This window comes from Nocardia sp. NPDC056000, from assembly GCF_042269265.1.
Taxonomy (GTDB): Bacteria; Actinomycetota; Actinomycetes; order Mycobacteriales; family Mycobacteriaceae; genus Nocardia.
Genome location: NZ_JBHJXS010000008.1, coordinates 88,879 through 109,758, shown reverse-complemented (window position 1 = coordinate 109,758; position 20,880 = coordinate 88,879). Strand labels below are relative to the sequence as shown.

21 protein-coding genes are annotated in these 20,880 nt (G+C 67.8%); 10 read left to right on the top strand and 11 right to left on the bottom strand.

Annotated features, from left to right (window positions below; translation table 11 throughout):
* Positions 1-59: 59 nt before the first annotated feature.
* The gene (locus ACFC4D_RS23820) at positions 60-1,103 is read right to left on the bottom strand and encodes a UDP-N-acetylmuramate dehydrogenase (RefSeq protein ID WP_376066956.1); all 1,044 of its coding nucleotides are present in this window, start codon (positions 1,101-1,103) and stop codon (positions 60-62) included.
* Between the two features lie 92 nt (positions 1,104-1,195).
* On the opposite strand from ACFC4D_RS23820, the gene ACFC4D_RS23815 reads away from it, so the two are divergent.
* From ACFC4D_RS23815 to ACFC4D_RS23805, 3 genes are all read left to right on the top strand, one after another.
* Entirely contained in the window at positions 1,196-1,681 is a 486-nt protein-coding gene (locus ACFC4D_RS23815) for a DUF2505 domain-containing protein (RefSeq protein WP_376066679.1), read from the top strand.
* 110 nt (positions 1,682-1,791) lie between these two features.
* Entirely contained in the window at positions 1,792-2,307 is a 516-nt protein-coding gene (locus ACFC4D_RS23810) for a DUF2505 domain-containing protein (protein WP_376066678.1), read from the top strand.
* A gap of 71 nt (positions 2,308-2,378) precedes the next feature.
* A complete protein-coding gene (locus ACFC4D_RS23805) occupies positions 2,379-3,080 on the top strand; it encodes a class I SAM-dependent methyltransferase (RefSeq protein ID WP_376066676.1) in 702 nt (233 codons plus the stop codon).
* A gap of 3 nt (positions 3,081-3,083) precedes the next feature.
* On the opposite strand, the gene ACFC4D_RS23800 is transcribed toward ACFC4D_RS23805, so the two are convergent.
* Together ACFC4D_RS23800 and ACFC4D_RS23795 are read right to left on the bottom strand one after the other, a co-directional pair.
* On the bottom strand, positions 3,084-4,595 hold the full coding sequence (locus ACFC4D_RS23800) for a hypothetical protein (RefSeq protein WP_376066673.1): 1,512 nt from the start codon (positions 4,593-4,595) through the stop codon (positions 3,084-3,086).
* A gap of 104 nt (positions 4,596-4,699) precedes the next feature.
* Positions 4,700-5,302 (bottom strand): type IV toxin-antitoxin system AbiEi family antitoxin domain-containing protein, encoded by a 603-nt coding sequence (locus ACFC4D_RS23795; RefSeq protein WP_364649233.1) that lies wholly within the window; start codon positions 5,300-5,302, stop codon positions 4,700-4,702.
* 112 nt (positions 5,303-5,414) lie between these two features.
* Here ACFC4D_RS23795 and ACFC4D_RS23790 point away from each other — a divergent pair, with 112 nt between their 5' ends.
* Positions 5,415-6,794: an LmeA family phospholipid-binding protein gene (locus ACFC4D_RS23790; RefSeq protein WP_376066670.1), complete on the top strand. Its 1,380-nt coding sequence runs from the start codon at positions 5,415-5,417 to the stop codon at positions 6,792-6,794.
* 54 nt (positions 6,795-6,848) lie between these two features.
* Here the strand turns inward: ACFC4D_RS23790 and deoC are convergent, their stop codons facing one another.
* Complete coding sequence (deoC, locus tag ACFC4D_RS23785; RefSeq protein ID WP_375964182.1) at positions 6,849-7,508, bottom strand: deoxyribose-phosphate aldolase; 660 nt, start codon at positions 7,506-7,508, stop codon at positions 6,849-6,851.
* Between the two features lie 72 nt (positions 7,509-7,580).
* Here deoC and ACFC4D_RS23780 point away from each other — a divergent pair, with 72 nt between their 5' ends.
* Both ACFC4D_RS23780 and purU read left to right on the top strand, forming a co-directional pair.
* Positions 7,581-8,135, top strand: a complete 555-nt coding sequence (locus ACFC4D_RS23780; protein WP_376066667.1) for a GNAT family N-acetyltransferase — start codon at positions 7,581-7,583, stop codon at positions 8,133-8,135.
* Positions 8,136-8,161: 26 nt separating this feature from the next.
* Positions 8,162-9,052 (top strand): formyltetrahydrofolate deformylase, encoded by an 891-nt coding sequence (gene purU / locus ACFC4D_RS23775; protein WP_375964177.1) that lies wholly within the window; start codon positions 8,162-8,164, stop codon positions 9,050-9,052.
* A gap of 79 nt (positions 9,053-9,131) precedes the next feature.
* Here purU and ACFC4D_RS23770 read toward each other — a convergent pair whose 3' ends face one another.
* From ACFC4D_RS23770 to ACFC4D_RS23745, 6 genes are all read right to left on the bottom strand, one after another.
* Entirely contained in the window at positions 9,132-10,130 is a 999-nt protein-coding gene (locus ACFC4D_RS23770) for an alpha/beta hydrolase (protein ID WP_364649246.1), read from the bottom strand.
* 243 nt (positions 10,131-10,373) lie between these two features.
* Positions 10,374-11,354, bottom strand: coding sequence for an alpha/beta hydrolase (locus ACFC4D_RS23765; RefSeq protein WP_376066665.1), 981 nt, complete (start codon positions 11,352-11,354; stop codon positions 10,374-10,376).
* Positions 11,355-11,494: 140 nt separating this feature from the next.
* The gene (locus ACFC4D_RS23760) at positions 11,495-11,791 is read right to left on the bottom strand and encodes a DUF2516 family protein (protein WP_364649252.1); all 297 of its coding nucleotides are present in this window, start codon (positions 11,789-11,791) and stop codon (positions 11,495-11,497) included.
* Between the two features lie 103 nt (positions 11,792-11,894).
* The gene (locus ACFC4D_RS23755; RefSeq protein WP_376066662.1) at positions 11,895-12,560 is read right to left on the bottom strand and encodes a heparin-binding hemagglutinin; all 666 of its coding nucleotides are present in this window, start codon (positions 12,558-12,560) and stop codon (positions 11,895-11,897) included.
* On the bottom strand, positions 12,557-13,111 hold the full coding sequence (locus ACFC4D_RS23750; protein ID WP_364649258.1) for a helix-turn-helix transcriptional regulator: 555 nt from the start codon (positions 13,109-13,111) through the stop codon (positions 12,557-12,559). The genes ACFC4D_RS23755 and ACFC4D_RS23750 overlap by 4 nt, the downstream gene beginning before the upstream one ends.
* A 102-nt stretch (positions 13,112-13,213) precedes the next feature.
* Positions 13,214-14,560, bottom strand: coding sequence for a DUF445 family protein (locus ACFC4D_RS23745; protein ID WP_364649262.1), 1,347 nt, complete (start codon positions 14,558-14,560; stop codon positions 13,214-13,216).
* Between the two features lie 128 nt (positions 14,561-14,688).
* On the opposite strand from ACFC4D_RS23745, the gene ACFC4D_RS23740 reads away from it, so the two are divergent.
* From ACFC4D_RS23740 to ACFC4D_RS23730, 3 genes are all read left to right on the top strand, one after another.
* Positions 14,689-15,420 carry a TetR/AcrR family transcriptional regulator gene (locus ACFC4D_RS23740; RefSeq protein ID WP_376066954.1) on the top strand — a complete coding sequence of 244 codons (732 nt, stop codon included), beginning with the start codon at positions 14,689-14,691 and terminating at the stop codon, positions 15,418-15,420.
* Between the two features lie 136 nt (positions 15,421-15,556).
* The gene (locus ACFC4D_RS23735; RefSeq protein WP_375964167.1) at positions 15,557-16,990 is read left to right on the top strand and encodes an ABC1 kinase family protein; all 1,434 of its coding nucleotides are present in this window, start codon (positions 15,557-15,559) and stop codon (positions 16,988-16,990) included.
* A gap of 21 nt (positions 16,991-17,011) precedes the next feature.
* Positions 17,012-18,253, top strand: coding sequence for a saccharopine dehydrogenase family protein (locus tag ACFC4D_RS23730; RefSeq protein ID WP_376066659.1), 1,242 nt, complete (start codon positions 17,012-17,014; stop codon positions 18,251-18,253).
* Between the two features lie 50 nt (positions 18,254-18,303).
* Here ACFC4D_RS23730 and ACFC4D_RS23725 read toward each other — a convergent pair whose 3' ends face one another.
* Positions 18,304-19,836, bottom strand: a complete 1,533-nt coding sequence (locus tag ACFC4D_RS23725; protein WP_376066656.1) for a hypothetical protein — start codon at positions 19,834-19,836, stop codon at positions 18,304-18,306.
* 240 nt (positions 19,837-20,076) lie between these two features.
* Here ACFC4D_RS23725 and ACFC4D_RS23720 point away from each other — a divergent pair, with 240 nt between their 5' ends.
* A complete protein-coding gene (locus tag ACFC4D_RS23720) occupies positions 20,077-20,787 on the top strand; it encodes an ESX secretion-associated protein EspG (protein WP_375964156.1) in 711 nt (236 codons plus the stop codon).
* Positions 20,788-20,880 lie beyond the last annotated feature (93 nt).

The window sequence follows — 20,880 nt, the reverse complement described above, 5'->3', positions numbered from 1 at the left end:
TCGACGTTACCCCCGCAAACCGAGTCCTCCAGCCGCCGAAACCGTGGTACCTGCCACCCCTACAGGGCGACTCCCACTGTGACAGGTTCGGGTTCGAGGTGGATTTCGAAGCGTTCAGCAACTCCCTGGCGAACTTCGCGGGCGAGTTCGGCGAGCTGCTCGGCAGTGGCAGCACCGCGATTGGTCAGAGCCAACGTGTGTTTGGTGGACAGTCGCGCGGGCGCGCCCGTACCCGGAAAACCCTTGGCGAAACCGGCGCGCTCGATCAACCAGCCCGCCGAGAACTTCACCCCGCCGGCCACCGGCCATGTGGGCACCGTCACATCCGCGCCGAGGTGCGCGGCGATGGCCGCCCGCACCGACTCGACCCGATTGTCCGGAACGATCGGATTGGTGAAGAACGAGCCCGCACTCCAGGTGTCGTGATCCGCGGCATCCAGCACCATGCCCTTGCTCGCGCGCAGCCGCAGCACCTCGGCGCGCACCAGCTCCGCCGGACGCGATTCCCCCTCCTGCGCGCCCAGCGCGACCGCCAATTCGCGATAGCCCAGGGGTGCGCTGGAACCGTCCGCGCGCAACGCGAATTCGACCGCAAGCACGACCGCGGCGTCACTGTGCTTCAACACCGAAGTGCGATAACCGAATCCGAGTTCGGCGGGTTCGGCCCAGCGGATCTCCCCGCTCGCCCGATCCAGCAGCCGCACCCGGCGCAGCAGCGACGCCACCTCGACGCCGTACGCGCCGACATTCTGCACCGGTGTCGCCCCGGCGGAACCCGGTATGCCGGAAAGGCATTCGAGGCCACCGCGCCCCGCCGCGACCGACTTCGCCACCACCGCATCCCAATTCGCGCCCGCCTCCGCGATCAGGAAGTCGTCACCGAGCTCGACGCCGTCATTGGCGATGCGCACCGCCACGCCCGGGAATCCCGCATCGGAGATGAGCAGATTCGAGCCGCCGGCGATGAGCAGCACCGGAATACCGGCCGCGTCCAGGGCCCGCACCGTCGCCACCAGCGCCTCCGTGGAGGCGCAATCGGCCACGATCGCCGGGCCGCCGACCCGCAGCGTGGTCAGTTCGGCCAGCGGCACCGCGGCCCGCAGGCTCGCGCCGGTCCCGGCCAACCGGTCCCGGACGTCGTCGAAGGACACCACCCCAGTAGTACGCACAGGCACAGACGGTAGCCTGTCCGACCATGGCGACACCTCTGGCCTTCACTGCGCACTCGACCCATTCCACCGCCGCCGTGCGCGCTGCCTTCGCCAACGAGCAGTACTGGAAGGACCGCATCGAAGCGGTCGGCGGCCCGAACGCGCGCATCGAATCGATCAGCATCAACGGCGATGACGTGCGCGTGGAGATGATCCAGGCGATCCCGGCGTCCGAGCTGCCCCCGCAGGTGACCGCGGTCCGCCCCGGCGATCTGGTCATTCCGCGCACCGAAACCTGGAACGGCCAGGGCGGCACCGTGGAAGCGCACGTGGACGGCGTTCCGGCCACCGTGAACGGCAGCCTCACCATGCGCGAGGCAGGCACCGGATCCGATTTCACCGTCGACGCCACCATCGAGGTGAAGATCCCGCTCTTCGGCAAGAAGATCGAAGCCGCCATCCAGGGGCATCTCACCGAACTGCTCGAGCGCGAAGCCGAATTCACCGACGGCTGGCTGAGCTCGCACTGAGCGATTCACCCCGACACCGCCCTCGGTTCCCGATGCGATTGCCACGAGTTCGCAGTGAGATTGCCCGAGTTCACACGGACATGTCCCGCACGGCAGTAGTCTGACCGATCGTGCCTCGTCGACTGGACTACTCCGCGCGCTATCCGCTGCACACCACCAAAGAGGTGTACGCGGCGCTGCAGAACCGCGACCTCTGGGACGCGCGGATCGAGGAGATGCGCAAACACTCCCCCAACGATCTCGTGCGCCTCGAAACCGGCGATAACGGCATCGAGGTGGAAACCCGGCACGTACTGCCGCGCGAAAGCCTGCCCGATCTCGCGCAGGCCGTCATGCGCAAGGACATGACGATCACCCGCACCGAGCGCTACAGCGCCTTCGGACCCGAGGTGACCGGCGAATACACCACATTCCTGCCCGGCGGCCCCGGCACCCTGGAGGGCACCATGCGGCTCTTCCCGACCGAGACCGGGTGCACCCTGCGCACCTCCTCGTACGCCACCGTGCAACTCCCGTTCCTCGGACGCAAGCTCGAACAGCTCATGCTGGTGAACCTGATCGACCTGTTCCGAGCCGAGGCCGAGGTGACACAGCGCTGGCTGGATCAACAGCATCGCGTCGCCTGATCAAACCGATCGGGGCGATCACCCGCGGCACCACCGGTATCAACCGGCTGCGCCGCGGGGACCGCTGGCTCATGCACGACCCGTTGGTCACTCGACGTTTGCTGGATGCCCCGAACCCCTTGGTCGTCGACCTCGGCTACGGGGCCAGCCCGGTCACCACCCTCGAAATGGCGCGGCGACTGCGCACCATCCGGCCGGATCTGCGCGTGACCGGACTCGAAATCGATCCGGCCCGCGTGGTGCCCGCGCAGGAGAATGTCACCTTCACCCGCGGCGGCTTCGAACTCGCGGGCCTGCGCCCGAACCTGGTGCGCGCCTTCAACGTACTGCGCCAATACCCGGAATCCGCTGTCCCCGAAGCCTGGTCGACCATCCTCGCGGGCCTCGCGCCCGACGGCCTGCTGCTCGACGGCACCTGCGATGAACTCGGCCGCCGTTGCGCCTGGGTCCTGCTCGACCGCACCGGACCGCTGTCATTGACCCTGGCCTGGGACCCCTTCACCGTCGACCAGCCCTCCGATATCGCCGAACGCCTCCCGAAAGCCCTGATCCACCGCAACATCCCCGGCGAACCCATCCACGCCCTGCTGACCGCCGCCGACCGCGCCTGGTCGCACGCCGCGCCCCTGGCCCCCTACGGCCCACGCGTCCGCTGGAGGCACGCCGCGAATCTCCTGCGTCAGGAGGGTTTTCCGCTCCGCCCCTACCGTCGCCGCCTCCGCGACAACCTCCTCACCATCCCCTGGTCGGCCGTCGCACCCCTGCCCGACTGATCTCTACGGGTTCCCGATGCCGAAGGCATTCGCCGCGCGATCCCGCAGTTCCTGCACGGTCCCGGATACCACCGCGGGCGCGACGAGCGAGCGCGGCGCGAACGGCTGCCGCCACAACCCGCCGTGCGCCGCACCCGCGGTGAACAGCGCCTCGGGATTCGCGGAAGGCTCGGGAACGGGGGCCATGAGATCGCCGACGAGCTTGGCGGCCAGCAGGATTCGCGCGGTCGCGGGATCGAAGACCTCCACGCCGAAATGGCCGACGGTGCGATGCGCGGCCGTGCGCAATGAGCTCCGGTGCACCGAGGTGGTCCACGCGGGCGGGGCGACCGTGTAGGAGACCGTGTGGCCGCCCGCGTGCGCCGAGACCGCGCGCCAGCGCGGCAGGCGTTGCGCCAGGGCGTAATCCGGGCCGCCGAGGTACGGCAGATTGTCGAACAGACCCCAGCGCGCGCCGTCGGCGTCGACGATCGGGCGCAGATAGTTCAAGCGGTACAGGGAGTTCGGCGAGAGCCGATGCAGGATGTCCTGCGCGGCACCGCGAATACCGCGCCGCGCCAATTGTTCCCGCGCCGCGAGCACCACCGATTCGGGAACGGCGTAGCAGTCCGCCGATGAACCGTGCAGCGCCAGTGCGGCATCGGGCCGCTCATGCAGCAGATGCTCGGCCAGCACGTCCGAGGCGGCCGCCAGGCGCAGTCCGGCGGCCCCCGGCAGTCCCGCGTACAGACCCAGCGCGAGCCGCGCGTCGGTGTGCGCGACCAGCCATTTCGCCAGGGTCGGAAAGAATCTGGTGATATCCACGCCCGGCCCGTCCGCGGCGACCGGAAATCGCATGGTCCCCGCACCGGCACTCGCCATGGCGCGCAATCGATCCCAGCGCGCCCGGCCCGGCCGGTCCACCGCGAGCACCTCCGCGCCCCAGGCCAGCAGCGGCCGCAGCGGGCTCAACTCCGCCGCCGCGCCGATGATCGACAGCCGGAATCCCGGCAGCCGCAACCACTCCGGATGGTCGATCACCCGACGCAGCACGGCAACGAATCCGGGTTCGAAGATCCCGCGCCGCTCCCAGTCCTCGAGCTGCCGCCGCAATTCGTCCTCGAACAGCACCTTGCCCTGCCACGGCAGCTCCAGTCGCGGCACCGCCGCACCGGTCCCGGAAACCTGTTCGGTCTCCAGTCGCGACCCCTGCGCCACCGCCGTCACATCGACCGCGTCGAGCGCGGTCACGGTGCGTCCGGCGGCGAATCGCAGCATGGTGCGCACCGAATGCAGCCCCGCCGCGGCGATTCCGAGTGAGGTTTCCGGCGCGCTCACCGCCAGCGCCGTCATGGCCCGGAACACGCGCCGATGATCATGCCGCCAGTCCCGGCACGTCTCCACCGACTGCGCCAGATCCGCGTCGTACTCGCGCACCGCGTCGGCGACGACCGCCGCCGAGAACATCTCGGCGATCCGCTCGGGCGGTCCGGGTGGAAAAGCCAGATCCCACATGCCATTACGGACCGTCCCCATACCGGTCACCCTGCCACGAAACCGGCGCGCGCAAAACTCGAATCAAGCCGAACGAACAGCGAATTCTGTAAAGCCCGCCCGGGCCCTCCCACCAGCTCGAACTTTCAGACGCGGATCAGGGCGCGGTGCAGGCGGGCGGCGGTGGGGGGTGGGAGAGCGTCGCTGGCGGAACGGATTTCGGCGCGGGCGCAGCGGTGAATGGCGACGGCGTCGGCGACGACTTCGTCGAGGGCGGCCTGGCCGATGCCCGCTTCGGCGAGATCCAGCACCGTGCGCAGCGGGGTGGTGACCAGGAAGGTGCCCGCGGATTCCACATCCTTGCGGGCGAAGGTGCGGCGCAGCACCACCAGGCGCGGGGAGAGCGGAAAACGGCCGATGCGCGCGGACATGTGCACGAACCGCGGGCGCAGGCGACCCAGACCGTGCAGTTCGGCGGCGCTGTGGTGCGAGACGGCGGCCGCGCCGTCGAACCACGCCGACCACATGGCGTATTCGTCGAGCGGCCCGTCCGGCCAGCGGCCCAGGCGGAGCAGTCCGACGCCCGCGCGGAGCACCGATCCGTCGCGGAGGCCGTCGCGTATGCGCGCCTCGCAGCCCGTTTGCAGCACCTGTCGGGTGGTGAAGTATCCGGCGTGCCGACCGGCCAGCTCTTGCAGCGCCTGCCAGCCGTGTTCGGGGTCCGGCTCCGCTGCGGGGTTCCCAGCCATGCACTCAGGCTACGCCGACCTCCTGTGTGTTACGTCACAATCAGCTCGGACTCCACCGACACCTCATCGGAAGCACAGAGCTCACACAGAAAGCTCGGGAAGAATCGGCCGCATGAGTTCGAACCCCACCTCGGACGACGCGAAGCGCCCGGAACCCGACACCGAGACCTCGCGCGCGAATGGCACCTCACCCGCACACCCGGGCGCGGCGAACTACGAGATCCCCTCCGGCGCAGCCGATTCCGGCGCACCGGCAGCCCGTCTCGACAAGCCCGAAACCGCCGAACCGCAGACCGAGATCCTAGGCGGCGCGCCCTATCCGGCGGGCGCGGGCGGCACCAACGACACCACCAAGGTGATCGGCGGCAACAACGCACCACAGGCCCCGGCGACCCCGGAGGGCGATGCCCCCACCACGGCTTTCAGCAAGCAGAGCGGCGAGGCCGAGCCCGCTGCCGGAGCGACCGAATGGTGGCATGAGGGCCAGGCCACCGAGCCTGCCACCGAGGTGATCGATCAGCGCACCCAGGTCATCAACGGTCAGGGCGGTGATCTCGCGAGCGGAGCGGCCCAGGGCGGTTACCCCGATGCCGGTCGGAGCGGCGCGAATCCGACCGAGGTGCTCGGAACCACCGGTTCACACCACACCCAGGTACTGGATCCGGGCGAGGCGGCCGCGTACGCGGCCGGTGCCGCCACCGTCGGCGGCACCCCGCCGCCACCGGGCACGCCGCCGCCCACCGCGAACAACACTGGCGGGGAAGGCGGTTCGCCGCGCAAGAGCCGGAAGAAGCGGACGCTGCTGATCGTCGGACTGGTGGCCGCGCTGATCGTGGTCGGCGGTCTGGCCGGTGGCGAGGCGTACGCCCGGCGCACCGTCGAGAACTGCATCAGCTCACAGTTCGAGGCGCAGATGGGCTCCAAGATCGACGTCTCGTTCGGCGCGAAACCCATGCTGCTCACCATGTTCGACAACAAGGTCGGCAAGGTGACCGTCGACAGCGACGACACCAAGTTCGGCCCGGCGGTCGGCATGGTCGTGCACGCCACCTTCCACGACATCGAGGTACAGGATCAGGGCCGCGCGGGCGGCACCATCGGCAGCTCCGAAGCCGAGGTGGACTGGAGCAATGACGGCATCGTGAAAACGCTGGGCGGCTTGGTATCCGGCGCGACCTCCGATCCGAGCGCGGGCACGCTGAGCTTCAATGTGCTCGGCGGCCTGGCGCAATTGCAGGTCAAGCCGAAGATCGTCGGCGACAAGGTGGAGGTGGAGACCATGTCCGCCTCACTGCTGGGCTTCGGCCTGCCCACCGATTTGGTCTCGGGCATCGTGGAACTCATGACCGAGAGCCTGCAGACCTACCCGATGGGCTTGCAGCCCACCAAGGTCGAGGTCACCTCGACGGGAATCCACGTGAGCCTCAAGGGTGGCAAAACCACCTTGGAGGCAACCGATTCCACCGGCAAGACCACCAATGTGACCTGCTGACAAGCACTTACCGCAACGCCCGGACGGCCCGACGCCGTCCGGGCGTTCGCGTCTTCAGACCGGAAAGCCTTGCAGGACTTCGCGGGAGCGTGAGAGACCCAGGCGGGTGGCTCCGGCGGCGATCATCTCGGCCGCCGCCTCCGAGGTGCGGATGCCGCCGCTGGCCTTCACACCCAGTCGCCCCCCGACGGTGTCGGCCATCAGCCGCACCGCGTGCGCGCTCGCGCCCCCGGCGGGGTGAAAACCCGTGGAGGTCTTCACGAAATCGGCTCCGGCCTTTTCCGCGGCCCGGCACACCTCGACGATCTGTGCATCGCTCAGCGCCGCCGATTCGATGATCACCTTCAGCACGGCCCGGTCCCCCACGGCCTCGCGCACGGTGATGATGTCGCCGAGCACCGCGTTGTAATCGCCCGCGCGGGCCGCGCCGACGTCGATCACCATATCGACCTCGTTCGCACCCTGCTCCACGGCGAGTCGCGCTTCCGCGCCCTTCACCAGCGAATGATGTTTGCCGGAGGGAAATCCCGCCACGGTCGCGACAATCAGCCCGGGTGCGCGCACCGGCAGCATGGACGGCGATACGCAAATCGCCAACACGCCTAGTTCCCGGGCCTCATCGATCAGCGCGTCGACGTCCTGAGCAGTCGCTTCTGGTGCGAGCAGGGTGTGGTCGATCATCGCGGCCACGTCTCGACGGGAAATCTCAGCCATGAGCATGGAGTTTGGCATATGCGTGGCGAATTTCATTGCGGGCCGCCACCGCGGTCGGCCACACTCGTACTTGTGCTGATCCGTCGTGAACGAACCGGCGACAACGCCGCGATCGACGCGGTACACCGCAGCGCCTTCGCACGCGAGTTCGCGAACGCCAATGGCGACCGCCCGCCGGGTTCCCCCGCCCCCACCGCCGACCCGGTCGAAGTCGGCCTGGTCCGGCAGCTGCGCGATAGTTCCGGCTGGATGCCGACCCTGTCCATGGTGGCCGAATCGCACGATGACATCGTCGGCCACGTCTGCCTCACCCGCGCCGGGGTCGGCCCGTTCCCGGTGCTCGCCCTCGGCCCCATCGGCGTCCGTGCGGACGCCCAGGCGCACGGCATAGGCTCGGCCCTCATGCACGCCGCCCTGGGCGCGGCGGACGCCCTGGACGAGCCCCTGGTGGGTCTGCTGGGCAGCCTCGACTACTACCCGCGCTTCGGCTTCGTGCCCGGCGTCCGGCTCGGCATCACACCCGACCAGGCGGACTGGACCTCGCATTTCCAGATCCGCGCCCTGGCCGCCTACGACCCGGAGATCAAGGGCGAATTCCGCTACGCCGACCCCTTCTACGAGCTGTAGCAGCGCTTACTGCGACTATTACCGGTATGAGTTCCACCCCGGCAAACCCTGATGACCGTCGCTACGTGCTGACCCTGGGCTGCCCGGACCGTCCGGGCATCATCGCCCGCATCACCTCGTTCATCGCCGATTTCGGCGGTTCGATCGTGGAGGCCGGATACCACTCCGACCTGGATACCGGCTGGTTCTTCACCCGGCAGGCCATCAAGGCCGCCACCGTCCCGTTCGATCTGGACGAACTGCGCGAGCGCTTCACCACCGTGGCCGCCGAACTCGGACCCGACACCGAATGGGATGTGCTGGACACCGGCGTGCGCCGCCGCGCGGTCCTGCTGGTCAGCAAGGACGCGCACTGCCTGCACGATCTACTGGGCCGCGCGGCCAGCGGGGAACTGCCCGCCACCATCGAGGCCGTCATCGGCAATCATCCGGATCTGGCGGCGATCACGGAGGCGCACGGCATCACCTTCCATCACGTGCCGTTCCCGAAGGATCCGGCCGAACGCGGCCCGGCCTTCGAGGAGGTCCGCAAACTGGTCGACGCGCATGAACCGGACGCGGTGGTGCTGGCCCGGTTCATGCAGGTGCTGCCCGCCGAACTGTGCGAGCACTGGGCGGGTAAGGCGCTCAATATCCATCACAGCTTCCTGCCGTCCTTCGTCGGCGCGCGCCCGTATCACCAGGCGTTCGCGCGCGGCGTCAAGCTGATCGGCGCGACCTGCCACTACGTGACCGCCGAACTCGATGCCGGGCCGATCCTGGAACAGGACGTCACCCGCATCGATCACGCCGACACCGTGCACGATATGGTCCGCCAGGGCCGCGATATCGAACGCGTGGTGCTGGCGCGCGGCCTGCGCTGGCATCTGGAGGGCCGGGTGCTGGTGCACGGCCGCCGCACAGTCGTGTTCTCCTGAAACGCTTTTCGCCCGGACATCACAATGCCCCCGCCACGCCGTTGTGGAGGGGGCATTGCTGCTATCCGGAAAAAGCCTGTCAGCCCGCGACCGCGACCAGCCCGCGGCGACCCATGCGAATGGTGCGCTGCAATTCGGCGTTGAATGCTTGCGGCGCTTCGATATTCACCAGGTGACCGGTGGGCAGAATGACGTAGCGGTCGAGGTAACCCGCATCGGCGAGGGTGTCGGCGATTTCACGAGAATGGATTTCGGGCAGCAGACGGTCCGCCGAACCGGCGATGACCGTGGTCGGCACCGTGAGATTGGCTGCCGCACCGTGCAAGTCGAGATGCAGCAGGCCACGCGCCACGGCGGCGCGCACCGACGGACGACAGGACCGCACGATGGACAGGCCGAAGTTGATCTCATCGGCGGTCGCGGCCGGAGTCATCAGGCGGTACTTGGCGATCGCGCCGACGGCGGAACCGCCGGGCAGCGGCAGCGGCGTTCCGAACATCAGCTTGGCCACCCAGCTCGGGGCGGGCACCAGATCGTTCAGGAACGGAATCACGGTGGCGCGGTTGGGAATCTGCCGCGCGGCGGTGGTGGCCAGCAGCACCGCCGAAGCGCGCTGGGCGACCTGCTCCGGGTAGTGCTTCGCCCACGCCTGGATGGTCATACCGCCCATGCTGTGCCCGACCAGGGTCGCGCGCTGGCCGGGGCGCAGCACCGCGTCCAGGATCTGCGCGAAGTCGTCGGCGAGCTGTTCGGCGCCGAAAGCCCGTGTGCCGCTCTCGCTCTCGCCGTGGCCGCGCTGATCGAAGGCGATCACGCGGTAGTCCCCGGCGAAGGCGTTGATCTGCGGGTTCCAGTATTCGAGGGCGCAGGACCAGCCGTGCGCCAGCACGATGACCTCGGCGTCGGCCGGGCCGTAGGCGTGTACGCGCAGGCGGGCGCCGTCGTGGGTGGTGACGGGGATGACCTCGGCCGGAACGGGCGTATTCAAGGTCTCGGTCGCGTAGGTGCGGGACCGTAGCGAGCTGCGGAAGGGCGCGGTCATCATGTCCGCACCGGCCTCAGGAAGCTTTACCAGCATGAGCACTCCTTTGTGTTCCAGGGCACAGTACCGCGCTAGCAGTGGTGCTTGCTAGAGCAAGCGGCGGGTTTTTTCGAACCCGCCGCATTGCGCCCCGTCTTTCCTGGGATACCCATCCGCCGCAACCACATTCGCCATTTCGGAGGCGGCGGACCGGAAATCTGCTGTTACCTAGAACACATCCTGGCGAGGTTTTGTGCCCGGATGAAGGGCCCCCAGGGGTGGGAAACCCACACCTGTCGCCTACGCGCCCACGACCGCCGCGGGAATTCCGAAGGCGGAGCGGGCAACCCGCGCGAGTTCGGCGTTGAACTCCTGGTACGCCTCGACATTGCCGAGATGACCGGTCGGCAGAATCAGGTAGCCGTCGAGACTGCCCGCCTCCCGGAGCATTTCGGCGATCCGATCCGAATGCACGACCGGGGTCATGTCATCGGCGGAGCCCGCGACGAGCGAGGTCGGCACGGTGAGATGCACCGCGCCGCGCCCCACATCCAGATGCGAGAGCAGCGTGCCGAACCGGCCGCGCACCCGCGCCGGGCAGGACCGCACGATGTCCTGCGCGAAGGTCGCCACATCGCCGGCCGTGGCCAGACTCATGATCTGCCGCCGGAACAGCCACTGCACCGGTGCGATCGGCGGGAACACGATCGGCAGGCTCAGGCCCAGCAGGCCCATCTTGAAGGGCAGTTTCAGGAAGCCGCGATTGAACAGCGGCACCACGGTGGTCTCGGCGATGAGCTGTCCGGCGGCGGTATTGGTGAGCAGCACCGCCGCGGCGCGCTTGCGCACCTGCTCGGGATGCCGTCCGGCCCACGCCTGCGTGGTCATACCGCCGAGGCTGTGGCCGACGATGACGGCGCGCTGGCCGGGCTTCAGGGACGCCTCCAGCACGGCCTGCAGATCATCGGCGAGCTGATCGGTGCTGAGCGGCGCGGTGCCCGCTTCGCTCTCACCGTGCCCGCGCACGTCGTAGGCGATCACGCGGTATTCGCCCGCGAAGGCGTTGATCTGGGGATTCCAGTATTCGAGGCAGCAGGTCCAGCCGTGCACCAGCACCAGCACATCGCCGTCGGCGGGGCCGTAGGCGTGTACGCGCAGGCGCGCGCCGTCGGTGGTGGTGACCGGAATGGTCTCGTACGGACCGGCCGGCGGGTTCAGGTCCGCGTTGGCATAGGTCCGGGTACGCAGGTTCGCCCGGTGCGCTCGCAGCATTGCTCGCATGGGGACACACTCCTTTGTGTTACTGCTAGATACAGTAACTCCGCGAGAGCGTGCTTGCTAGTGCAAGCACCCGGAAAAATAAAAAATCGGCCGCCCTCCCCTGACCAGGGAAGACGGCCGACGAAAGGCTCCGGGTACAGCTACCAGCGCGGCCCGCGCTGCACCTCATCCACCTTCGGCCGCACATCCGCCAGGTACACACCCGTCGCGATCACCGCCGCGAGGCTGAGGAAATTGACCGGATTCCGCGTGAGCAGCAACCCGCCCAGCGAAGCCACCAGAATCGCCAGCCACACCGGCTTGGTCAGCTTGTCGACCGCCGGGAACGCGTCCGAACGCTGCCGCAGCGCATGCACCAGGGCGAACACCACCATGCCGAACTCGAGCAGCAGTAACGCCGACAGAATCAACCCGGGAATTCCCATCACCCCACCCATCATACGAGGGCTGTCGCGCCCATTCCCGCTACTCGCGGCCGACACGACGACCGCGGCCCCCGCGCAATGAATGCGCGAGGGCCGCAGGTTGTTTCAGCGCCTGTTACTTCTTGGCGGCGGGCGCGGCCTTCTTGGCCGGAGCCTTCTTGGCCGGAGCCTTCTTCGCGGGGGCGACCGGCTCGGCGACCGGGGCCGGCTCGGACTCGGTGGTCACGCCGACGACCTCGGCCTCGACGGTCTCCTCGACCTCGGCGGCCGCTTCCTTCGCGCCACCCAGCAGCGGGGCGACCTGATCGGACACCTTGCCGATGACGTCCTGCGCCTGGTTCACCAGATCGGTGTACAGCGACTCGACCTGGCCGAAGCGCTCCTCGAAGGCCGGGTTGCTGGTCTTGATCTTCTCGACGGTCTCCTCGCCGCGGGCGGCCAGGTCGGCGTAGAGGTCCAGCAGCTGGTGGTAGTACTGGTCGACCAGCTTGCGCAGCTCTTCGGGGGTGGCCTTCTCGCGCAGTCCGGCGAGGTCCTCCGGCAGCTCGGACGGCAGGGCGGCGATGCGCTGGCGCACCACGTCGACCTGGCCCTTGGCATCGGCCGGCAGGTTCGCGAAGCGCTCGCGGGCCTCTTCGACGCGGCCGTTCACATCGGCGGCGGCCGCACGGGTGCGGACCTTGTCGATGGTGTCGAGCACGGAGGCGTAGATGGCGTCGCCGGCGCCGACCGTCGCGTAGATCGGCTTGGTCACGGTGGCGGTACGGGTGGGTTCAGTCATGATGTTTCGTTCTCCTGGCGTGGCGGAACTTCGGTAGTACGGATCGGAACCTCGTTGTCCCTGAGGGCATTCGCGCCCTCGATTCCCCCGGGAGCGCCCCCCAATTGGTTCGTCGCGTCCCCTCTGTCCTCGTTCTGCGCATTTTCTCGGCGGAACGATTCATAGATGTCCAGGAGGACCTGCTTCTGCCGCTCGGAGATTTCCGTATCGGCGAGCAGTGCGTCCCGGACCGGGCCGTGCGGCCTCTGTTCGAGGTACCCGGCCCGCATGTACAAGACCTCCGAGGACACCCGCAGACCCTTCGCGATCTGCGCGAGCACCTCGGCGGACGGGTTGCGCAGTCCGCGCTCGATCTGGCTGAGATACGGATTGCTCACCCCCGCCAGCTGGGCCAGCTGACGCAGGGAGACCTGAGCGGCCTCACGCTGCGCGCGGATGAAGCCCCCGATGTCGTGCGCCGCGTTGGCTACGCGGCCCGCTCGTTCGTCGGCGGCGGACGTCTCCGCCTGTGTGCCGTCGATCGATTCGGGAACCTCGGGATCGTGTGTCATCACTGACCTTCCGGCGGTTGTGCGGTCAATTCTAAAGGGGGGTGCTAACTCTTGCAAGCGCTCTGCTAGCACCGTTGCGGCAAACCGCCGGCGGTACCGGGATCAGCCATTGAACAGCAAATTTGAAACGGCGTAGATCGCAAGGCCCGCCAGGGAACCGACGACCGTGCCATTGATGCGGATGAATTGCAGATCGCGACCCGCCGCCAATTCGATCTTGCGGCTGGCCTCGTCGGCATCCCACCGGGCAACGGTATCGCTGACCAGCGTGGCGAATTCATCACCGTAGTTGGAGACCAGGTATCGGACACCGCGCTCCAGCCACCCGTCCACCTTGTCACGCATACCGTCATCCGACGACAAGCGCTGGCCCAGGTTCTGCACATTCTCCGAAACCTTGCGGCGCAGCGTGGAATTCGGGTCCTCGGCGGACTCCAGGATCATCCGCTTGGCCGCGCGCCAGGTCGCGTGTGCCAGGCCGGTGATCTCGGCGCGGCCCATGAGCTCGGCCTTGACCCGCTCGGCCTTCTTGATCATGACGTCGTCGTATTGCAGATCGTTCGCGAAATCCTCCAGGAAGCGATTCGCCGCCAGCCGGATCTCATGATCCGGTTGCGTGCGCACCTTCCAGGTGAACTCCACCAATTCGCGGTAAATGCGTTCGGCCAGCATCGAATTCACGAACTTCGGGGCCCACGAGGGCGCGTCCCGGTTCACGATGCGGTCCAGGGTCTCCTGCGAATCCAGGGCCCACTGGTGTGCGCGCTCGGCCAGCAGGTCCAGCAGCGGCGCCTGTCTGTTGTCCGCGATGAGCTCCTTGAGCACCTTGCCCAGCGGCGGACCCCACAGCGGTTCGGCGACGCGTTTGACGATGGTCTGGTCGATGATCTGCTCGACGTCCTCATCGCGCAGCACGCCGATGAACGCGCGCAGCATGGTGGCGCTCTCCTCGGCGACGCGTTCGGCGTGCTCCGGATCGGCCATCCAGCGGCCCAGCCGGAACGAGATCTGCGCGGAATTGAGTTTCGTCACAACCACATCGGGTGAGAGGAAATTGGTGCGCACGAAATCGCCCAGGCCCGCGCCGAGCTGATCCTTCTTCTTCCGGATGATGGCGGTGTGCGGGATCGGCAGGCCGAGTGGATGGCGGAACAGCGCCGTCACGGCGAACCAGTCGGCGAGCGCGCCGACCATGCCCGCCTCGGACGCGGCCCGCACATAGCCGACCCAGTCGCCGCCCGCGCCGCGTGATTCGGTCCAGCGGCAGAACAGGTAGATGACGGTGGCGGCGGCGAGGAACGCGGTGGCGATGGCCTTCATCCGCCACAGGTCCTTCGCTTTGCCTTCGTCACCCAGCAGGTCGGCGAAGGCGCCACCCGGTGCGGGGGCGGGCTGCGACGCACGCCCGCTCGATTCGAGGACCTCGGCGGTGCCGGCAGGTTGCTCCATATGTTCCATTCTGCTGCTTCCCGGAAATTACTCCCGGCCACCGGGCCGGTCCCGAACGTCGGCGATCCGGCGCGTGCGAGGCTTAAGCTGAATAGGCCCAGCCCACAACACGAACCACGGGAGTCACGCTGTCCACCCAAAGAGCCGTCGACGCCGGCGCCAGAGCCGACGGCGCCACCCCTCGACCGGGTCGAGAGGACGGACGCAAAAGGCGCTGGCAGCAACACAAGATCGACCGCCGGGAAGAGCTCGTCGACGGCACCCTCGCGGCCATTCGCGCCCGCGGCGGGGATGCCGGGATGGATGAGATCGCCGCGGAGATCGGCGTCTCCAAAACCGTGCTCTACCGGTATTTCTCCGATAAGCAGGATCTCACCCGGGCCACCATGGAACGGTTCATCGAGACCACGCTGATGCCACGCATCTACGAGGCGATCAGCGATGATCTGGATGAGTATCAGCTGGTCCGCAATACGCTCGCCGCGTACGTGCACACCGTCGACGCCGATACCGACGTCTACCGCTTCATCATGGGCAACGGCGCGTCGACCGACACCTCGACCCTCGCCGATTTCGAGAAATTGTTCGCGCAGGTGGTGTCGGCGGTCATCATCGACAAGGCCTTCGACCGCAAGGTGCAGACCGAGGGCGCGATGCTCTGGGCCTACGTCCTGGTCGGCGGCGTCCAGCTGGCCACGGACTGGTGGATCACCAACCGCACCATGTCCAGCGAGGAGATGCTCGACTACCTGACCATGATGGCGTGGAGCGCCATCGAGGGCATGGTGCGCGCGGGCGGCGACCGGAATTACTTCAACTCCAAGCCGCACGTACTACCCGATCCGGAGAACAAGGCCTGATCGGCCCGGAGCAAATCCGGCCGAATCGGGCCTGGGCTGGACGATCGAGATGTGGTTAGGCTGAGGCACGGCGGGCACATCGGGGTTTCCGCCGCTTCGGCACCAATGGGGGCGCCGGTTCAATGGAGGGTCACTGATGGCGAAAGAGCTGCCCACATCCAGGCTTGCGCGGGGAACCAAGCTGGGAATGGCCGTCGCCGGTAATGCCATACGAGCTCAGAAGACGCGGCGCTCGATGCGGGGGCGCTCGGAGGCGGTGCGCGAGCGCATGGCCGAGGAGTCGATGATCCGGGCCACCGAGCAGATGGTCATGGTGCTGGGCACCATGAAGGGCGTCGCCATGAAACTCGGGCAGATGCTCTCGGTGCTGGATCTGGATCTGGTGCCGCCCGAGCATCGGGAACGCTTCCAGCGCCGCCTGGCGGTGCTGCGCGACAGCGCGCCCTCGGTGTCGTTCGAGGTGATGCGCGCGGTCATCGAGGAGGATTTCGGTAAGACGCTGGAGGAGGTCTTCGCCGATTTCGAGCCCGAACCCATCGCGGCGGCCTCGATCGGGCAGGTCTATCGGGCGAAGCTGCATGACGGCCGCACGGTCGCGGTGAAGGTGCAGTATCCGGGCATCGATTCGGCGGTGCGCGCGGATCTGAAGAACCTGGCCATGTTCCGGCGCATTCTGCAATCGGCCATGCCGTGGGTTACCCCGGCGGTGCTCGATGAGCTGCGGCTGAATCTGGAGAGCGAACTCGATTACGTCGCCGAGGCGAATACGCAGTCGCAGATCGCGGCGCTGTATCGCGGGCATCCGTTCATCGTGGTGCCGGACACCATGCCGGAGCTGTCCACGCAGCGGGTGCTGGTGAGCGAGTATTTCCCGGGGCGCGGGTTCGAGGAGATCCGGGCGCTGCCCGCCGAGGAGCGCAATCGCATCGGCGAGATCATCTATCGGTTCTACGTGGGTTCGCTGTTCACCTTCAACGAGTTCTGCGGTGATCCGCATCCGGGCAATCTGCTGCTGGGCGCGGACGGCCGGGTGGCGTTCCTGGACTTCGGGCTCTACAACCGGATGGATCCCGAACACGTCGAATTCGAGGCCACCTGCATTCGCGCCGCCGCGGAGGATCACGCGGAAGAGTTGCGCGACTTGATGATTCAGCGCGGCGTCATCGATTCCCCGGACGAGATCACCCCGGAGGAATGTCTGGAGTACGTGCTGGCGGCCTGTGAATGGGCGCTGGTCGATGAGGATCTCACCATTACGCCCGAGCTCGCCTCGGGCGCTTTCATTCTCGCCGTCGACCCGCGGGCCAGCGAGTTCTCCGGTATGAAGCAGCAGAATCTGCCGCCGGAACATCTGTTCTCGCGGCGCGCGGACTTCCTGACCTTCGGCATGCTCGGGCAGCTGGAAGCGACCGGGAATTGGCATCGCATCTCCCGGGAGTGGCTGTACAAGGAGGACCCGGTCACCGAACTCGGTATCGCACACCGGGATTGGCTGGCCACCCGGCCCGCGCCGACCCCGACCACCGGACCCAAGAAGAAGACCACTCGCAAACGCGCCGCCAAGGCGTAACCCCACCGGACGGGAAAAATCATGGCAGACAGGGAATTCGACCTAGCGCTATTCGGCGCGACGGGTTTCGTCGGCAAACTGACCGCGGAATATCTGATCGGGGCCGCACCCGCCGGGGCACGCATCGCACTGGCCGGGCGCTCGCTGGACAAGCTGGCGGCGGTTCGCGCCGAACTCGGCCCGGGTGCCGCGGAATGGCCGCTGGTACAGGCGGATTCGACGGATCAGGCCAGTCTGAACGCGCTCGCGGCGCGCACCAAGGTCGTGGTGACCACGGTCGGGCCGTACCTGCGCTACGGGTTGCCGCTGGTGCAGGCGTGCGCCGAGAACGGCACGCACTACGCCGATCTCACCGGTGAGCCGCTGTTCATTCGCGAATGCATCGACCGGTTCGCCGATCGGGCCGCCGAAACCGGCGCGAAGATCGTGAATTCGGCGGGCTACGACTCGATTCCGTCGGATCTGAGCGTGTATCAGCTGTACAAGCGCAGTGTGGACGACAACACCGGTGAACTCACCGATGTCACCCTGGTGGCCTGGCTCAAGGGCGGCGTCTCGGGCGGCACGGTGGATTCCGGGCGCGCCATGATGGAGGCCATCGCCGCGGATCCGAAGAAGGGCGCGATCATGTCGCACCCGTATTCGCTGAGCCCGGACAAGTCCCTCGAGCCCGATGTCGGCCGGCAGAGCGATCAGGCGCTGGAGCGCGCGGCGAATATCGATCCGAGCCTGCGCGGCTGGGTCGCCACCTTCGTCATGGGCGCGCACAACACCAAGATCGTGCGCCGCAGCAATGGCCTGCTGGGCTGGCCGTACGGCAAGAACTTCCGCTACCGCGAGGTGATGAGCGCGGGCACTTCGGCCACCGCTCCCCTGGTGGCGGCGGGTATGGCGGGCGGAATCGTGGCGGGAATGGCGGCGGGCGCGGTGCTGTCCCGGGTCGCCGTCGGCCGTCGCCTGCTGGACCGCCTGGTGCCCAAGCCGGGTACCGGTCCGAGCGAAAAGGCCCGCAACAGCGGCTGGTTCACCATGAAGACGTTCGCGAACACCACCTCGGGCGCGAAGTACGTGTGCACCTTCGCCGGTAAGGGCGATCCGGGCTACGCCGCCACCTCGGTCATGCTCGGCCAGTCCGGCCTGGCCCTGGCCTTCGACCAATTGCCGGAGCTGGCAGGCATTCTCACCCCTGCCGCGGCGATGGGCGATGCCCTCACCGATCGACTTCGCAAGGCGGGCATGACAATCGACGTCGACGTCGCCTGAATCGACTGCGTGACAACGGGACCGGTGACAACACCGGTCCCGTTCGTCAGCTAACTGCCGTCGCGCAGCGAGATGAGGCCGCCGAGGACGCCGAGGTAGGCGGTGCCGTCCGGGCCGAGGGCCAGGCCCGCGTAGTTGTTGTTGAACTGCGGGCCGGAGCCGGATCGCCGCTGCCACACCAGGTTTCCGGTGCGGAAGTCCAGGGTCGTCCAGTACCAGGGGTCGGTCGGGTCGTTGCCCTTGGTGTAGGTGTAGATCAGTCCGGTGGCGAGCGAGAGTTTGGCGACCACGCTGGGCGCGGCGACGGTGGAGTTGGTCCAGACCAGGTGGCAGCCATTGCCGTCGGCGTCGATGTCGACGCGGGCGAAGCCGGGGGTGGTGTTGCGGCCCGCCAGGGTGGCTTCGGGTCCGGAGTAGCCGAAATTGTTCTCCACGATCAGCGAGCTGCCCGCGCCGATGAGCGAATTCTCGGTATTCCCAGCGCCTTTCGCGAAGACCGGGACGCTGCACACTTCACGCTGGGCGGTGTCGCGGGCGGTGTGGTAGACGACCACGTTCATGGGGTCGGCGTTATCGGTGATGGCGACGTAGCCGCCGGGCAGCACGGTGGGTGTGGTGCCGGTGCCGTCGTCGACCTGGCCGGGTTTGCGCTGGCCGCTGTTGGCGTAGGCGATGCGCCAGGTGACCTCGGGGCTGCCGCCGGGTCCGGCGTCGAAGCGCAGCATTTCGCGGTTGGTGGCGATGTAGACGTCGCCGTCATTGCCGACCGCGAAGGAGTTCTCGATCTCGCCCTCCGCGCCGTCGCCGAGCCGGATCACCTGTATCGCACCGGTTTCGGTGTCGAGGGTGCCGACGACGCCGTTGGTCTTGGTGACGAACCAGAGCAGGCCGTTGGAGTCGGGCAGCACCGAGTTCAGGGTTTCGCCGGGTCGCAGCGCGCCGGTGAGGTCGTAGTCGTGTTCGAGGGTGAAGCCGTCCGCCGCGGGGGTTTCCGCGAAGATCTGGACGTGCCCGCTGCTGGACCCGACCACCGCGCGGTCCTGATTGTCGAGGAAGAAGTACGCTCCGCCACCGAAATTGGAGAAGGCTCCGGGCTGGAGCATCGCCCCCGGGCCGCGACCCGGCAGCGCGTATTTGCCGAGCACCCGCATTCCGGCCGGATCGATCAGGTAGAGACCGGGATTGAGGCCGGGGCAGGTGGAGATGATGCGCCCGGCGCGGTCGAAGGCGACCGATCCGCATTCGCTGCCGAGCAGCAGCGAGTCAACCCGGGTGTCATGTCCGAGTGGGCCGGGCCGGGTGTAGGTGTCACTCATCCAGCCGTCGCCGTGGATGCCGGAGTTCCCGTTGGCGGCGAGTCCGGGGTGCTGCGGGACCGCGGGCACTCCGGTGACGGGTTGTGCAGTGGCGGGTGTGCCGAGGAAGTCCGGTCCGGGCAGGGCGGGAATGGGTGCGGCCCCGGCGGTTCCGGCGGTGAGTGCCAGGGTTCCGGCGGCGAGCAGGGCACTCACCAGGCTCGACGCCCGAGTGCGGCGCGCAGGTCGCGGAGTGGGCGCGGCCGCCGCCGGATATTCGATATGCATTTCTGCCTCCGGCTATCTGTTTGCGGCACAACGGCACACAGCTCTGGTCGTTCGACCAAGATGGGATGATCGCACACCGACGCGCCGAACCCTACCGTGCGGTACGTCACAGTAAGCCCCCTTACGCGAGGGGACGCGGCCGTCGAAACGCTCCGGTAGGGTCGCGATCGGGACGGAGGGTCGTACCGCAGGAAAGGGGGACGCCCGTATGTCCTTGACGGACAGCAGGCCGGACTCTGCATGAAATGGATGCTGACCCCGGACGAATTCGCGCTGGTCTGGACCCGCGAAACCGAGCTGGAACGCCGCCCCTATCCCCTCGACACCCTGACTCGCGGCACCGCGAGCGCCGCCACGCGCCCGCGGCACCGCTACCTGGGCCGCACCGATCCGGACCTGTCCGCAGCGCTCATGCTGTGCGCGCGCACCGACACCACCACCGTCACGCTGTACGGCGAATGCACCAATCCCGCGCCGCGCCGCATTCTCGCCTTCGCGGCGGTGGCGCAGCAGCGCGCGGGCATTCTGGTCGCGCTCCCGGACGCCGTCTCGGTGATGATCTGTCCCGCCGATCAACTCGGCCAGGAACTGGTGGAGATCATCGGCTCCGCGCCCGCCGGCCAGCAGGCCCAGATGAGCGAACCGCAGCACGCGGTACTGCTTCCGGCCGAACCGGGCGAGCATGCCGAAGATATTGCCGCCCAACCGGATTCGTCCGATCTGGCGGCCGATAATTTCCGCCGCAAATTGCGCGAGCCGGTGGACGGGCGCGGTTTCATCACCGTCACGGTGGAGCCCGCGAATCCGCTGTCCCCTCCCACCCGGCATCGCACCTGGCTGGATTTCACCGGTGACGGCCGCTATCTGCTCACCACCGCCACCGATCTCACCCTCACCCCGGTCGGCGATGCCGAACTGGCCGAACATCTGGTGCGCCTGGCCCGGGTGTAACCGGCCGGACACCCGGCGTACGGATGCGGATCACCTCGGGTTCACCGGGAGAATTTCGGCGTGCTTGCCCCCGCCGGGCCGCGCCGCGTGTTA